Annotated in this window: 21 protein-coding genes; all 21 read left to right on the plus strand. The window is 61.3% G+C overall.

Annotated elements, in window-relative coordinates:
• The first annotated feature begins 12 nt into the window (after positions 1–12).
• The 21 genes from rpsG (at position 13) to rplR (ending at position 12,485) form a co-directional block, all read left to right on the plus strand.
• Positions 13–480 (plus strand): 30S ribosomal protein S7, encoded by a 468-nt coding sequence (gene rpsG, locus BJI69_RS12115; protein WP_046969521.1) that lies wholly within the window; start codon positions 13–15, stop codon positions 478–480.
• 29 nt (positions 481–509) lie between these two features.
• A complete protein-coding gene (gene fusA / locus BJI69_RS12120) occupies positions 510–2,639 on the plus strand; it encodes an elongation factor G (RefSeq protein ID WP_046969522.1) in 2,130 nt (709 codons plus the stop codon).
• A 50-nt stretch (positions 2,640–2,689) separates the two neighbouring features.
• The gene (tuf, locus tag BJI69_RS12125) at positions 2,690–3,880 is read left to right on the plus strand and encodes an elongation factor Tu (protein WP_071924950.1); all 1,191 of its coding nucleotides are present in this window, start codon (positions 2,690–2,692) and stop codon (positions 3,878–3,880) included.
• A gap of 627 nt (positions 3,881–4,507) precedes the next feature.
• Positions 4,508–4,819: a 30S ribosomal protein S10 gene (rpsJ, locus tag BJI69_RS12130; RefSeq protein WP_036140140.1), complete on the plus strand. Its 312-nt coding sequence runs from the start codon at positions 4,508–4,510 to the stop codon at positions 4,817–4,819.
• A gap of 20 nt (positions 4,820–4,839) precedes the next feature.
• Positions 4,840–5,481, plus strand: coding sequence for a 50S ribosomal protein L3 (gene rplC / locus BJI69_RS12135; protein ID WP_046967256.1), 642 nt, complete (start codon positions 4,840–4,842; stop codon positions 5,479–5,481).
• A gap of 11 nt (positions 5,482–5,492) precedes the next feature.
• Positions 5,493–6,095 carry a 50S ribosomal protein L4 gene (gene rplD, locus BJI69_RS12140; protein ID WP_046967255.1) on the plus strand — a complete coding sequence of 201 codons (603 nt, stop codon included), beginning with the start codon at positions 5,493–5,495 and terminating at the stop codon, positions 6,093–6,095.
• The gene (gene rplW / locus BJI69_RS12145; RefSeq protein WP_046967254.1) at positions 6,092–6,385 is read left to right on the plus strand and encodes a 50S ribosomal protein L23; all 294 of its coding nucleotides are present in this window, start codon (positions 6,092–6,094) and stop codon (positions 6,383–6,385) included. Before rplD ends, rplW begins: the two co-directional genes overlap by 4 nt.
• A gap of 18 nt (positions 6,386–6,403) precedes the next feature.
• Complete coding sequence (rplB, locus tag BJI69_RS12150) at positions 6,404–7,225, plus strand: 50S ribosomal protein L2 (protein ID WP_046967253.1); 822 nt, start codon at positions 6,404–6,406, stop codon at positions 7,223–7,225.
• 13 nt (positions 7,226–7,238) lie between these two features.
• Entirely contained in the window at positions 7,239–7,511 is a 273-nt protein-coding gene (gene rpsS / locus BJI69_RS12155; RefSeq protein WP_029213892.1) for a 30S ribosomal protein S19, read from the plus strand.
• Positions 7,511–7,846 (plus strand): 50S ribosomal protein L22, encoded by a 336-nt coding sequence (gene rplV / locus BJI69_RS12160; RefSeq protein WP_046967252.1) that lies wholly within the window; start codon positions 7,511–7,513, stop codon positions 7,844–7,846. The genes rpsS and rplV overlap by 1 nt, the downstream gene beginning before the upstream one ends.
• 15 nt (positions 7,847–7,861) lie before the next feature.
• Positions 7,862–8,584 (plus strand): 30S ribosomal protein S3, encoded by a 723-nt coding sequence (gene rpsC / locus BJI69_RS12165; RefSeq protein WP_046967251.1) that lies wholly within the window; start codon positions 7,862–7,864, stop codon positions 8,582–8,584.
• Positions 8,585–8,595: 11 nt separating this feature from the next.
• On the plus strand, positions 8,596–9,009 hold the full coding sequence (rplP, locus tag BJI69_RS12170) for a 50S ribosomal protein L16 (RefSeq protein ID WP_046967250.1): 414 nt from the start codon (positions 8,596–8,598) through the stop codon (positions 9,007–9,009).
• Complete coding sequence (gene rpmC / locus BJI69_RS12175) at positions 9,009–9,194, plus strand: 50S ribosomal protein L29 (RefSeq protein ID WP_046967249.1); 186 nt, start codon at positions 9,009–9,011, stop codon at positions 9,192–9,194. Before rplP ends, rpmC begins: the two co-directional genes overlap by 1 nt.
• Positions 9,195–9,205: 11 nt before the next feature.
• The gene (gene rpsQ / locus BJI69_RS12180) at positions 9,206–9,466 is read left to right on the plus strand and encodes a 30S ribosomal protein S17 (RefSeq protein ID WP_046967248.1); all 261 of its coding nucleotides are present in this window, start codon (positions 9,206–9,208) and stop codon (positions 9,464–9,466) included.
• Positions 9,467–9,477: 11 nt separating this feature from the next.
• Positions 9,478–9,846 (plus strand): 50S ribosomal protein L14, encoded by a 369-nt coding sequence (gene rplN / locus BJI69_RS12185; RefSeq protein ID WP_046967247.1) that lies wholly within the window; start codon positions 9,478–9,480, stop codon positions 9,844–9,846.
• 14 nt (positions 9,847–9,860) lie between these two features.
• A complete protein-coding gene (gene rplX / locus BJI69_RS12190) occupies positions 9,861–10,172 on the plus strand; it encodes a 50S ribosomal protein L24 (protein ID WP_046967246.1) in 312 nt (103 codons plus the stop codon).
• A 12-nt stretch (positions 10,173–10,184) separates the two neighbouring features.
• Entirely contained in the window at positions 10,185–10,724 is a 540-nt protein-coding gene (rplE, locus tag BJI69_RS12195; protein ID WP_046967245.1) for a 50S ribosomal protein L5, read from the plus strand.
• 13 nt (positions 10,725–10,737) lie between these two features.
• Positions 10,738–11,043, plus strand: coding sequence for a 30S ribosomal protein S14 (rpsN, locus tag BJI69_RS12200; RefSeq protein WP_046967244.1), 306 nt, complete (start codon positions 10,738–10,740; stop codon positions 11,041–11,043).
• A gap of 128 nt (positions 11,044–11,171) precedes the next feature.
• Entirely contained in the window at positions 11,172–11,567 is a 396-nt protein-coding gene (rpsH, locus tag BJI69_RS12205) for a 30S ribosomal protein S8 (protein ID WP_046967243.1), read from the plus strand.
• A 10-nt stretch (positions 11,568–11,577) separates the two neighbouring features.
• The gene (gene rplF, locus BJI69_RS12210; RefSeq protein ID WP_046967242.1) at positions 11,578–12,105 is read left to right on the plus strand and encodes a 50S ribosomal protein L6; all 528 of its coding nucleotides are present in this window, start codon (positions 11,578–11,580) and stop codon (positions 12,103–12,105) included.
• Between the two features lie 29 nt (positions 12,106–12,134).
• Complete coding sequence (gene rplR / locus BJI69_RS12215; RefSeq protein WP_046967241.1) at positions 12,135–12,485, plus strand: 50S ribosomal protein L18; 351 nt, start codon at positions 12,135–12,137, stop codon at positions 12,483–12,485.
• Positions 12,486–12,589: the final 104 nt, after the last annotated feature.

Raw genomic sequence — 12,589 nt, forward strand, 5'->3', positions numbered from 1 at the left:
AGGACAAGAATTATGTCGCGTAAAGGTTCCCATCCCGCCCGTGTGGTCCTCCCGGACCCGAAGCACGGAAGCCAGCTGATTGCCCGCTTCATCAATATGGTGATGAAGTCCGGCAAGAAGTCCGTAGCCGAAGCCATTGTGTACGGCGCCCTCCAGCACATCAGCGAAAAGCATGGTGAGCCGGTGCAGCTCGTCGAGAAGGCCCTGGGCAACATCGCCCCGGCCGTCGAGGTGAAGTCGCGTCGCGTTGGCGGTGCCACGTACCAGGTGCCGGTCGAAGTTCGTCCGGGCCGTCGTATGGCGCTTGCCATGCGCTGGGTGATCGACGCAGCGCGCAAGCGCGGCGAGACGTCCATGCCGCGCAAGCTGGCCGCCGAACTGCTCGAAGCCTCGGAATCCCGTGGCGGCGCCGTCAAGAAGCGCGAAGAAACGCATCGTATGGCAGAGGCCAACAAGGCCTTCTCGCATTACCGCTGGTAATTACTACAGCTTCAGATTGAGGAAAGACCGTGGCACGCACCACTCCCATCGAGCGCTACCGCAACTTCGGCATCATGGCTCACATCGATGCCGGCAAGACCACGACCACGGAGCGCATCCTGTTCTACACCGGTGTCAGTCATAAGATTGGCGAGGTGCATGACGGTGCGGCGACGATGGACTGGATGGAGCAGGAGCAGGAGCGCGGCATCACCATCACTTCCGCTGCCACGACGGCATTCTGGAAGGGCATGGATCGTTCGCTGCCCGAGCACCGCTTCAACATCATCGACACCCCGGGACACGTTGACTTCACCATCGAAGTGGAGCGTTCGCTCCGCGTGCTCGATGGCGCGGTGTTCGTGCTCTGCGCGGTGGGTGGTGTGCAGCCGCAGTCCGAGACCGTCTGGCGCCAGGCCAACCGGTACAAGGTTCCGCGCCTCGCGTTCGTCAACAAGATGGATCGTACCGGTGCCAACTTCGACAAGGTCGTTGGCCAGCTGAAGGCTCGCCTCGGTGCCAACCCGGTGCCGATGCAGGTGCCGATCGGTGCCGAAGACAACTTCGAAGGCGTCGTCGATCTTCTCAAGATGAAGGCCGTCAAGTGGGACATGGAGTCCCAGGGCATGAAGTTTGAGTACGTCGAGATCCCGGCCGAGCTGCAGGCTCGTGCCGAGGCTGACCGCACCACCATGATCGAAGCTGCGGCGGAAGCCACGGAAGAGATGATGGACAAGTACCTTGGTGGCGAAGAGCTGACCGAAGCGGAGATCATCGAAGGTCTGCGTCTGCGCACCCTGCGCAGCGAGATCATTCCGGTCTTCTGCGGTACCGCCTTCAAGAACAAGGGCGTGCAGGCCATGCTCGACGCGGTCGTCAATCTGCTCCCGTCGCCGCTCGACCGTCCGCCGGTCGAAGGTATCGACGAGAACGAGCAGCCGGACACCCGCGAAGCCAAGGACGACGCACCGTTCTCGGCGCTCGCGTTCAAGATCATGACCGACCCGTTCGTCGGCGCGCTGACGTTCTTCCGTGTCTATTCGGGCACGCTGAACGCCGGTGACCCGGTGTACAACCCGGTCAAGTCGAAGAAAGAGCGCATCGGCCGCATGCTCCAGATGCACGCTAACGAGCGTCACGAACTGAAGGAAGTCCGCGCTGGCGATATCGCCGCTGCGGTTGGCCTGAAGGACGTCACGACCGGTGACACGCTTTGCGCGCAGGATCACATCATCACCCTGGAGCGCATGACGTTCCCGGAGCCGGTGATTTCGATGGCTGTCGAGCCGAAGACCAAGTCGGATCAGGAAAAGATGGGCGTCGCCCTCGGCCGTCTGGCTGCGGAAGATCCGTCGTTCCGCGTCAAGACGGACGAAGAGTCCGGTCAGACGATCATCTCGGGCATGGGCGAGCTTCACCTGGACATCCTGGTGGACCGCATGCGCCGCGAGTTCAACGTCGAGGCCAACGTCGGCAAGCCGCAGGTGGCTTACCGCGAGACGATTCAGGCGCAGGACGTCAAGTCGGACTACAAGCACGCCAAGCAGTCGGGTGGTAAGGGTCAGTACGGTCACGTTGTGATCGAACTCTCGCCGATCTCCGATGCCGACCGTGCGGATCCGAAGATCGCGCCGTCCATCAAGGACGACTTCCTCTTCATCAACGACATCAGCGGCGGTGTGATTCCGAAGGAATTCATCCCGTCCGTCGAGAAGGGTCTGCGCGAGACGATCACCAGCGGTCCGCTCGCGGGCTTCCCGGTCGTCAACGTGAAGGTCAAGCTCGTCTTCGGTTCGTACCACGACGTCGATTCGTCGGAAATGGCGTTCAAGCTCGCCTCGTCGATGGCGTTCAAGCAGGGTTTCGCCAAGGCGAAACCGGTTCTGCTCGAGCCGATCATGAAGGTTGAAGTCGTGACGCCGGAAGACTACGTCGGTGACGTGATGGGCGATATCTCGCGCCGTCGCGGCATGCTGACCGGTCAGGAAGAAACTCCGTCGGGCAAGACCATCAATGCGATGATCCCGCTCGGTGAGATGTTCGGTTATGCGACCACGATTCGTTCGCTGTCGCAGGGTCGCGCCACGTTCACGATGGAATTCGACCATTACGAGCCGGCGCCCAGCAACATCGCTGAGCAGGTCATGAAGAAGTCCTGATTGGGACTTCTTCTTCAAAACATATAACGTTCTCTTCGAGGTTTTAGGTCATGGCAAAGGGTAAGTTCGAGCGCAAGAAGCCGCACGTCAACGTCGGCACCATCGGTCACGTCGATCACGGCAAGACCACGCTGACGGCAGCACTGACGAAGATCGGTGCCGAGCGTTTCGGCGGTGAATTCAAGGACTACGGTTCGATCGACGCTGCGCCGGAAGAGAAGGCGCGCGGCATCACGATCTCGACCGCCCACGTTGAATACGAATCGCCGATGCGCCACTACGGCCACGTCGATTGCCCGGGACATGCTGACTACGTCAAGAACATGATCACCGGTGCGGCGCAGATGGACGGCGCGATCCTGGTGTGCTCGGCCGCTGACGGCCCGATGCCGCAGACGCGCGAGCACATCCTGCTGTCGCGTCAGGTCGGCGTGCCGTACATCGTCGTGTTCCTGAACAAGGCTGACATGGTCGACGACGCCGAGCTGCTCGAGCTGGTCGAGATGGAAGTCCGCGAACTGCTGTCGAAGTACGAGTTCCCGGGCGACGACACCCCGATCATCCACGGTTCGGCCCGTCTTGCTCTTGATGGCGACCAGTCGGAAATCGGCGTGCCGTCGATCATCAAGCTGGTCGACGCGCTCGACAGCTGGATTCCGGAGCCGGAGCGCGTGATCGACAAGCCGTTCCTGCTGCCGGTCGAAGACGTGTTCTCGATCTCGGGTCGCGGTACGGTGCTGACCGGTCGCGTCGAGCGCGGCATCGTCAAGGTGGGTGATGCGGCCGAAGTGGTTGGCCTGAAGGACACCCAGCAGACGACGGTCACGGGCGTGGAAATGTTCCGCAAGCTGCTCGACCAGGGTCAGGCCGGTGACAACGTCGGCGTGCTGGTCCGCGGTCTGAAGCGTGAAGACGTCGAGCGTGGCCAGGTGCTGGCTGCTCCGAAGTCGGTCACGCCGCACACCGAGTTCGAGGGTGAGGTGTACATCCTGTCGAAGGACGAGGGTGGCCGTCACACGCCGTTCTTCAGCAACTATCGCCCGCAGTTCTACTTCCGTACCACGGACGTGACGGGTTCGATCAAGCTGCCGGAAGGCGTCGAGATGGTGATGCCGGGTGACAACGTGAAGATCAACGTCACGCTGGGCTTCCCGATCGCCATGGACGAAGGCCTGCGCTTCGCGATCCGCGAAGGCGGTCGTACCGTCGGCGCCGGCGTCGTGGCGAAGATCAACAAGTAAGAAGATCGCCAGGGCAGGGTGACCTGCCTGGGTATCGAAAAACGGAGGCCTTCGGGCCTCCGTTTTTTTTGGCTCGCCTTCGGCCTCGCGGAGGGGCGGCTCGGCTTCGCCGTCGCTCCTTACACTTGGGCGTCTCGCGGGGACACCGAAGGCTCTGCGCCGCTGCGTACCAGGGCTCTGTGTCGCTACGTAAGGGCTCGCTGCGGCGTGAGCTGGTGCCTGATGTCGGCAGGGCGAGTAAGGCAGTGCGAAAAAAGCTTCCCTTTTTTTCCGAGATCCGATATATTCGTCGGGTTATATACGTCGAGTGCCCCTTAAGGGCGCCGGCTCACAGCGAAATGAGGCGCACGGAATGTGCTTCGAGTTCGCAGGCAAGGATGCCGGGTAGAGTGCCAACGGGCCACGGGGCGGAAGCTCTGTTGACCCAATTCGTTGTGTATTCTATACTTTTCTGTCTGGGCAGGCCGATAACTCGGTCTGCCTGACTTTTTCGGGTCATTCCGGGCGGTTTTACCGTTCCAGGGTGGCCCGTTGCGGCACCCGTAGTTAGGTAATTGGGTTGTGCGGGGTGGCGAGAAGCCATTCCGAATCACAAGAACGTTCTTTCGATAACAGGACACGGTTTTTATGGCGAACCAAAAGATTCGCATTCGGCTCAAGGCGTTCGATCATCGTCTGATCGATCGTTCGGCCAGCGAGATCGTCGAGACGGCTAAGCGCACTGGCGCCACGGTCCTCGGCCCGATCCCCCTGCCGACCAAGATTGAGCGCTACACCATTCTGGTGTCGCCGCACGTCGATAAAGATGCCCGCGACCAGTACGAAACCCGTACTCACAAGCGCGTTCTTGACATCATCGACCCCAACGACAAAACCGTGGACGCGCTCATGAAGCTCGATCTTGCGGCTGGCGTTGACGTGCAGATCAAGCTCGGCTGAGCGGAATAAAGGATACGAAGATGAGTATCGGACTGGTTGGCCGCAAATGCGGCATGAGCCGGCTCTTCACCGAAGACGGCCGCTCGATTCCGGTGACGCTGATTGAAGCGACCCCGAATCGTGTGACGCAGGTGAAGACCGAAGAGAACGACGGCTACAGCGCGGTGCAGGTTACGACCGGTGCCAAGCGTGCGTCGCTTCTGACGGGCCCCGCAAAGGGTCATTACGCCAAGGCCAAGGTTGAGCCGGGTCGCGGTCTGTGGGAATTCCGCGTGTCCGCGGAAGACGCAGGCAAGTACGCGATCGGCACCGAGATCAAGGCTGACGACGTGTTCACCGTCGGTCAGACGGTCGACGTTGCAGGCGTGTCGAAGGGTAAAGGTTTCCAGGGCACCATCAAGCGTCACCATTTCAAGATGGGCGATGCTACGCACGGTAACTCGCTGTCGCATCGCGCCCCTGGCTCGATCGGCCAGCGCCAAACGCCGGGTCGCGTGTTTCCTGGTAAGAAGATGTCGGGCCACATGGGCGCGGTCAACCGCACCCAGCAGGGTCTCGAAGTTGTCAAGGTCGACGCCGAGCGCCACCTGATCGCAGTCAAGGGCGCAGTCCCTGGCGCGCCGGGCGGTGACGTCGTGATTCGTCCGACGACCAAGGGCTGAGGAGAGACGCCATGGAACTCAACGTTATTGGCGCCAAGGCGCTCACCGTGTCGGACGAAGTGTTCGGCGGCGAGTACAAGAAGGCCCTCGTGCACCAGGTCGTCACCGCCTATCAGGCGGCTGGCCGTGCCGGTACGAAGGCTCAGCTGTCTCGCGGTCAGATGTCCGGTACGACCAAGAAGTTCAAGAAGCAGAAGGGCGGCGGTGCCCGCCACGGCGATTACCGCGCTCCGATCTTCGTCGGTGGTGGTGTGACGTTCGCGGCCAAGCCGCGTAGCTTCGAGCAGAAGGTCAACCGCAAGGCTTATCGCGTCGCGATCCGTTCGATCGTTGCCGAGCTGACCCGCCAGGGTCGCCTTAAGGTCGTCACCGAACTGTCGATCGATGCCCCGAGCACCAAGGGCATGATCGCCAAGCTCGCCGAGCTCGAGGTCAAGGGTCGTGTGCTGCTGGTGTCGGAAGACGCCACCGAAGCGCTCTACCTGTCCGCCCGCAACATTCCGTACATCCACGTCGTCGACGTGTTGGCCCTCAATCCGGTCAGCCTCGTCGGTAGCGACTTCGTCGTCATGACGGTGGACGCGGTCAAGAAAGTCGAGGAGTGGCTCGCATGAGCACCGAACGCACGCTCAATACGCTTCGCGCGCCGCACATCTCTGAGAAGTCGGCTCGCCTCGCTGAGAACAACCAGTACGTATTCGTCGTGGCGCCTGAGGCGACCAAGGCCGATGTCCGTGCAGCGGTGGAACACCTCTTCGACGTCAAAGTCGTGGACGTGAACCTCGTTAACACAAAGGGCAAGGTCAAGTCGTTCCGCTTTCGCACTGGCAACCGCCAGGGCAAGCGTAAGGCCTACGTGCGCCTCGCCGACGGTCACACGATCGACGTGTCGGCCAAGGCCTGAGCCAGGAGTTGAATTGAGATGGCACTGATCACTCACAAGCCGACCTCCCCGGGACGCCGCGACGCTGTCAGCGTGCGGACCGAAGGTCTGCACAAGGGCGCACCTTACGCGCCCCTGACCGAATCGCAGTCGAAGACGGGTGGCCGCAACCACTACGGTCGCATCACCACGCGTCATCGCGGCGGCGGTCATAAGCAGGCGTACCGCATCATCGATTTCAAGCGCGACAAGGAAGGCATTGCCGCCGTTGTCGAGCGTCTTGAATACGATCCGAACCGCACGGCGCACATCGCGCTGCTGTGCTACGCCGACGGCGAGCGCCGCTACATCATCGCGCCGAAGGGCGTGGCGGTGGGCGACCGTCTCGTGTCGGGCTCCGACTCCCCGATCAAGCCGGGCAACTGCCTGCCGCTTCGTTCGATCCCGGTCGGTTCGACGATCCACTGCATCGAAATGAAGCCGGGCAAGGGTGCGCAGATCGCGCGTTCCGCCGGTGCATCGGTCCAGCTGGTCGCTCGTGAGCAGGGTTATGCAACGCTGCGTCTTCGCTCCGGCGAAATGCGTCGCGTCCCGGTTGAATGCCGCGCCACCATCGGTGAAGTCGGCAACTCGGAGCACAGCCTGCGCAAGCTCGGCAAGGCCGGTAAGAAGCGCTGGGCGGGTATCCGTCCGACGGTTCGCGGCGTGGTGATGAACCCGGTCGACCATCCGCATGGCGGTGGTGAAGGTAAGACCTCTGGCGGCCGTCACCCGGTCAGCCCGTGGGGTACCCCGACCAAGGGTTACAAGACGCGTAACAACAAGCGCACCCAGCAGTTCATCGTGCGTCGTCGCAAGTAATTAGGAAACGATCATGCCGCGCTCTCTAAAAAAAGGTCCGTTCGTCGACCTGCACCTCGTGAAAAAGGTGGAAGCCGCCGTTTCCGCCAATAACAAGCGTCCGATCAAGACCTGGTCGCGTCGTTCGATGATTCTGCCGGAGATGGTCGGTCTGACCATCGCCATCCACAACGGCCGCCAGCACGTGCCTGTGTTGATCAACGAGAACATGGTCGGGCACAAGCTCGGCGAGTTCGCGGTGACCCGCACGTACAAGGGTCACGCCGGCGACAAGAAGGGCAAGTGATGAGCACTGAAGCCAAAGCGATCCTGCGCAGCGCCCGCATCTCGGCGCAGAAGGCACGCCTGGTGGCTGACCTGGTCCGCGGCATGCCCGTAGGCCGAGCCAGCGACGTGCTCGCCTTTACCAACAAGAAGGCCGCTCACCTTGTTCGCAAGGTGCTGCTCTCCGCCGTCGCCAACGCCGAAAACAATCTCGGTGCCGACGTGGACGAGCTGAAGGTCGTCCGTATCTTCGTCGACGAAGGTCCGGCCATGAAGCGTATGTACGCCCGCGCCAAAGGCCGCGGTTCGCGCATCCTGAAGCGCACCAGCCACGTTACTGTGGTTGTTGGCAACTGACTGGGGTAAGACACGATGGGTCATAAAGTACATCCCACCGGTATCCGCCTCGGCATTGCCAAGGACTGGAACTCGAAGTGGTACGCCAATAAGGGCGAATACGCGGTGTATCTGCAGGCCGACCTCAAGGTCCGCGAGATGCTCCGTAAGAAGCTCGCCGCCGCCGGTATCTCGAAGATCCAGATCGAGCGCCCGGCCAAGACCGCCCGCGTGACGATTCACACCGCCCGTCCGGGCGTGGTGATCGGCAAGAAGGGCGAGGACATCGAGAAGCTGCGTAAGGAAGTCACCGACATGATGGGCGTTCCGACGCACATCAACGTCAGCGAAGTCCGTAAGCCGGAGCTCGATGCCCAGCTTGTCGCAGAATCGATCGCTCAGCAGCTCGAGCGTCGCATCATGTTCCGCCGCGCCATGAAGCGCTCGGTCGGCAACGCGATGCGCCTCGGTGCCCTGGGTATCAAGATCAACGTTTCCGGCCGTCTGAATGGCGCCGAGATCGCTCGCTCCGAGTGGGCCCGTGAAGGTCGTGTTCCGCTGCATACCCTGCGTGCGGACATCGACTACGGCACCGCCGAAGCCAAGACCCAGTACGGCATCATCGGTGTCAAGGTATGGGTCTATAAGGGCGAGATCTTCGATCTGGCAGCAGCTACCGCCGAGTCGAAGGAAGAACAGCAGCCTCAGCAGTCGCGCCGCGATGGTGGTGAAAACCGCCGCGAGCGGACGGCCAAGTAAGGAGCGTTGCCATGTTGCAACCTAAGCGTACCAAGTACCGCAAGATGCATAAGGGTCGTAATGACGGCCTGGCATTCAATTCCAACCTCGTGAGCTTCGGCGAGTACGGCCTCAAGGCGACGACGCACGGTCAGCTGACCGCACGTCAGATCGAAGCGGCCCGTCGTTGCATCACGCGCTTCGTCAAGCGTGGCGGCAAGCTCTGGATCCGCGTGTTCCCGGACAAGCCGATCACCCGCAAGCCCATCGAAGTTCGAATGGGTGCAGGTAAGGGTAGCGTCGAGTTCTGGGTCGCCCCGATCCAGCCCGGTCGCATGCTTTATGAAATCGAAGGTGTCGACGAGACGACGGCCCGCGAAGCGTTCCGCCTGGCAGCTGCCAAGCTGTCCGTGCAGACTCAGTTCGTCTCCAGGGCGGTGATGTAATGGCCAGCAAAGATATCAACCAGAAGTCGGCGGACGAGCTCAAGCAGGATCTGCTGGACCTTCGCAAGGAGCAGTTCAATCTGCGCATGCAGAAAGGCTCCGGTCAGCTCACCCAGCCGCACCAGCTGCGCCGCGTTCGGCGTGACATCGCCCGCACGAAGTTCGTGCTCGGCGCTAAGAAGTAAGGACGGCGGACATGAGCGATAACACAAAGACCGCGCGCACCCTTACGGGTCGCGTCATCAGCAACAAAATGAACCAGACCGTGACCGTGTTGATCGAGCGCCAGGTGCAGCATCCGCTGCTCGGCAAGATCATCCGTCGCTCCACGAAGCTTCACGCACATGACGAGACCGGTGCGAACGAAGGTGACCTGGTGCGCATCGCGGAATGCCGTCCGCTGTCGAAGACCAAGCATCACCGCGTGGTCGAAATCGTCACGCGCGCTGAAGTCTAAGGAGAGCTGCCATGATTCAGGTACAGAGCTCGCTTGCTGCAGCCGATAACAGCGGCGCGAAGGAAATGATGTGCATCAAGGTGCTGGGCGGCTCGAAGCGCCGTTACGCCAGCGTCGGTGATGTGATCAAGGTGACCATCAAGGACGCCATTCCTCGCGGTAAGGTCAAGAAGGGTGAGGTGTACAACGCCGTGGTGGTTCGTACCGCCAAGGGTGTCCGCCGCGCCGATGGTTCCGTGATCCGTTTCGACGGTAACGCAGCCGTCCTCCTCAACAACAAGCTCGAGCCGATCGGTACCCGTATTTTCGGGCCGGTTACCCGCGAGCTGCGCACCGAGAAGTTCATGAAGATCGTCTCGCTCGCGCCCGAAGTGCTCTGAGCGGAGGCCAGACCATGAACCGTATCCGCAAGGGTGATAACGTCGTCGTCATCACCGGTAAAAACAAGGGGCAGCGCGGTGACGTGCTGCGTGTTGACGGAGAGCGCGTTGTCGTCTCGAACGTCAACCTCGTCAAGCGTCACACCAAGCCGAATCCCCAGGCCAACCAGCCGGGTGGAATCGTCGAGCGTGAAGCTTCGATCCATATCTCCAACGTACAGCTCTTCAACTCCGCCACCAACAAGGGCGAGCGCGCTGGCACCAAGACGCTCGAGGACGGGCGCAAGGTGCGCGTGTTCCGCTCTGGCGAAGTGGTCGACGCGTAAGGAACCGAAGTCATGACCCGCCTTGAAACGTTTTACAAAGAGTCGGTAATGTCGAAGCTCACTGAGCGCTTCGGTTACCAGAACGTCATGGAAGTCCCGCGCATCTCGAAGATCACGCTCAACATGGGCGTCGGCGAAGCCGCCGGTAACAAGAAGATCCTCGAGAACGCGGTCGCTGATATGACCAAGATCGCCGGCCAGAAGCCGATCACGACGAAGGCCCGCGTGTCGGTCGCTTCGTTCAAGATCCGTGACGGTTGGCCGATCGGTTGCAAGGTCACGCTGCGTCGTGCCCAGATGTGGGAATTCCTGGATCGCCTGATCAACATCTCGCTGCCGCGTACGCGCGACTTCCGTGGTGTCTCGGGCCGTGCTTTCGATGGCCGTGGTAACTACAACTTCGGCATCAAGGAACAGATCATTTTCCCGGAAATCGACTTCGATCAGGTTGATGCGCTGCGCGGTATGGATATCTCCATCACCACCACCGCCAAGACCGACGAAGAAGCCAAGGCGCTGCTGGAAGCATTCAGCTTCCCGTTCCGCAACTGATTACAGGTAGAACATGGCTAAGACCTCGATGATCCAGCGCGATGTTAAGCGCACCAAGCTCGTCAAGAAGTTCGCCACCAAGCGTGCCGAACTGAAGGCGATCGTCCTGAGCTCCACCGCCTCGTATGACGAGAAGATGGAAGCCCAGACGAAGCTGCAGAAGCTCCCGCGTGATGCCAGCCCGGCGCGCCAGCGTAACCGCTGCGCCCTGACCGGCCGCCCGCGTGGCGTCTACAGCAAGTTCGGCCTTGGTCGCAACAAGCTTCGCGAAGCCACCATGCGCGGCGATGTGCCGGGCCTGCGTAAGGCTAGCTGGTAAAAAACTCGCCATCGGCGGGGCAAGCTGTTATAGTCGTCGGTCTGCGCAACGCAGACCGACTTCTGTCGGCTTTACAATTTGAAGATTTCCGGTAATTCGGATATCGGTGCACTCTCAAGGGTTTTCTTATGAGCATGACTGATCCCATCGCCGATCTGTTTACGCGCATCCGTAATGGCCAGGCATCTGGCAAAGCGGTTGTTCGTATGCCGTCGTCGAAAATGAAGCTGGCCCTCGCGCAGCTCCTGCAGAAAGAGGGTTATATCCTCGACGCCCGTGCCGCTGACGAAGCTGGCAAGCCGGTCCTCGAGATCAAGCTGAAGTACTTCGAAGGCCTTCCGGCTATCGAAACCATCTCCCGTGTCAGCCGTTCCGGTCTCCGCGTCTACCGCGGTAAGGACGAGCTGCCGAAGGTCCTCGGCGGCCTGGGCATCTCCATCATCTCGACTTCCGCCGGTCTCCTGACCGACGCTCAGGCCCGTGCTAAGGGTCTTGGCGGCGAAGTCATCGGCCAGGTGGCGTAAGGAGTCCCGTATGTCACGTGTAGCCAAGTTGCCTATCAATCTGCCGAAGGGTGTCGAGATCTCGATCGCCAACGGTACTGTTTCCGTCAAGGGCCCGAAGGGCACCCTGACGACCCATGAACTGCCGGGCGTCTCGTTCCAGCAGGAAAATGGTGTCGCCACGGTCGTTCTCGCCGATGGCGCCGACGACAAGTTCGGTGGCACGGCTCGCGCCGTCGTCGCCAACATGGTCCAGGGCGTCACCGCCGGCTTCGAAAAGAAGCTCGAGCTGGTCGGCGTGGGTTACCGCGCTCAGCTTGCCGGCAAGGCCGTCAACCTGTCGCTCGGTTTCTCGCATCCGGTCGTCTTCGAGGCGCCGGAAGGCATCACCATCGAAGTCCCGACGCAGACCGAAATCCTGATCAAGGGCGCTGACAAGCAGCTCGTCGGTCAGACGGCGGCGAAGATCCGTGCTTTCCGTTCGCCGGAGCCTTACAAGGGCAAGGGCGTCCGTTACGCGGGCGAGAAGATCATCCTGAAGGAAGCCAAGAAGGCCTAATCGGTCTATCCGCTTTCTGGAGTAATACGATGAACAAGAACGATTCCCGCCTGCGCCGCGCCAAGTCGACCCGCTCTCACATCCGTGAGCTCGCGGTCCACCGCCTGAGCGTGCACCGCACCGGCCAGCACATCTACGCCCAGGTCTTCGCACCGAACGGTACCGTCGTGGCAGCCGCCTCGACCGTGCAGTCCGCGGTTGCCGAGGGTCTGAAGGGTACGAAGAACATGGAAGCCGCCACGGCCGTTGGCCGCATCGTTGCCGAGCGCGCCAAGGCCGCCGGTATCGAAGCAGTCGCGTTCGACCGCTCGGGTTTCCGTTACCACGGTCGCATCAAGGCTCTCGCCGATGCAGCTCGTGAAGCCGGCCTCAAGTTCTAAGAGGCGTCAGGCGACGGCATCGGTTCTTCGGAACCGATGCCGCCCGATTTAGCTCCTACAACTCCAAGCGGCGACCGAGCCGTAAACAGAAGTCCCGGCTAACT

The sequence above is a fragment of the Luteibacter rhizovicinus DSM 16549 genome (assembly GCF_001887595.1).
In the GTDB taxonomy this organism is placed as follows: Bacteria; Pseudomonadota; Gammaproteobacteria; order Xanthomonadales; family Rhodanobacteraceae; genus Luteibacter; species Luteibacter rhizovicinus.

What these genes read in the sequence shown, in the direction of transcription:
- rplN (WP_046967247.1), top strand. Translation starts at nt 9,478, where the DNA reads ATGATTCAGGTACAGAGCTCGCTTGCTGCAGCCGATAACAGCGGCGCG.
- rpsG (WP_046969521.1), top strand. Translation starts at nt 13, where the DNA reads ATGTCGCGTAAAGGTTCCCATCCCGCCCGTGTGGTCCTCCCGGACCCG.
- rplB (WP_046967253.1), top strand. Translation starts at nt 6,404, where the DNA reads ATGGCACTGATCACTCACAAGCCGACCTCCCCGGGACGCCGCGACGCT.
- rplF (WP_046967242.1), top strand. Translation starts at nt 11,578, where the DNA reads ATGTCACGTGTAGCCAAGTTGCCTATCAATCTGCCGAAGGGTGTCGAG.
- rpsJ (WP_036140140.1), top strand. Translation starts at nt 4,508, where the DNA reads ATGGCGAACCAAAAGATTCGCATTCGGCTCAAGGCGTTCGATCATCGT.
- rpsS (WP_029213892.1), top strand. Translation starts at nt 7,239, where the DNA reads ATGCCGCGCTCTCTAAAAAAAGGTCCGTTCGTCGACCTGCACCTCGTG.
- rplC (WP_046967256.1), top strand. Translation starts at nt 4,840, where the DNA reads ATGAGTATCGGACTGGTTGGCCGCAAATGCGGCATGAGCCGGCTCTTC.
- rplR (WP_046967241.1), top strand. Translation starts at nt 12,135, where the DNA reads ATGAACAAGAACGATTCCCGCCTGCGCCGCGCCAAGTCGACCCGCTCT.
- rplV (WP_046967252.1), top strand. Translation starts at nt 7,511, where the DNA reads ATGAGCACTGAAGCCAAAGCGATCCTGCGCAGCGCCCGCATCTCGGCG.
- rpmC (WP_046967249.1), top strand. Translation starts at nt 9,009, where the DNA reads ATGGCCAGCAAAGATATCAACCAGAAGTCGGCGGACGAGCTCAAGCAG.
- rplP (WP_046967250.1), top strand. Translation starts at nt 8,596, where the DNA reads ATGTTGCAACCTAAGCGTACCAAGTACCGCAAGATGCATAAGGGTCGT.
- rpsN (WP_046967244.1), top strand. Translation starts at nt 10,738, where the DNA reads ATGGCTAAGACCTCGATGATCCAGCGCGATGTTAAGCGCACCAAGCTC.
- rpsH (WP_046967243.1), top strand. Translation starts at nt 11,172, where the DNA reads ATGAGCATGACTGATCCCATCGCCGATCTGTTTACGCGCATCCGTAAT.
- rplW (WP_046967254.1), top strand. Translation starts at nt 6,092, where the DNA reads ATGAGCACCGAACGCACGCTCAATACGCTTCGCGCGCCGCACATCTCT.
- tuf (WP_071924950.1), top strand. Translation starts at nt 2,690, where the DNA reads ATGGCAAAGGGTAAGTTCGAGCGCAAGAAGCCGCACGTCAACGTCGGC.
- rplD (WP_046967255.1), top strand. Translation starts at nt 5,493, where the DNA reads ATGGAACTCAACGTTATTGGCGCCAAGGCGCTCACCGTGTCGGACGAA.
- rplE (WP_046967245.1), top strand. Translation starts at nt 10,185, where the DNA reads ATGACCCGCCTTGAAACGTTTTACAAAGAGTCGGTAATGTCGAAGCTC.
- rpsC (WP_046967251.1), top strand. Translation starts at nt 7,862, where the DNA reads ATGGGTCATAAAGTACATCCCACCGGTATCCGCCTCGGCATTGCCAAG.
- rplX (WP_046967246.1), top strand. Translation starts at nt 9,861, where the DNA reads ATGAACCGTATCCGCAAGGGTGATAACGTCGTCGTCATCACCGGTAAA.
- rpsQ (WP_046967248.1), top strand. Translation starts at nt 9,206, where the DNA reads ATGAGCGATAACACAAAGACCGCGCGCACCCTTACGGGTCGCGTCATC.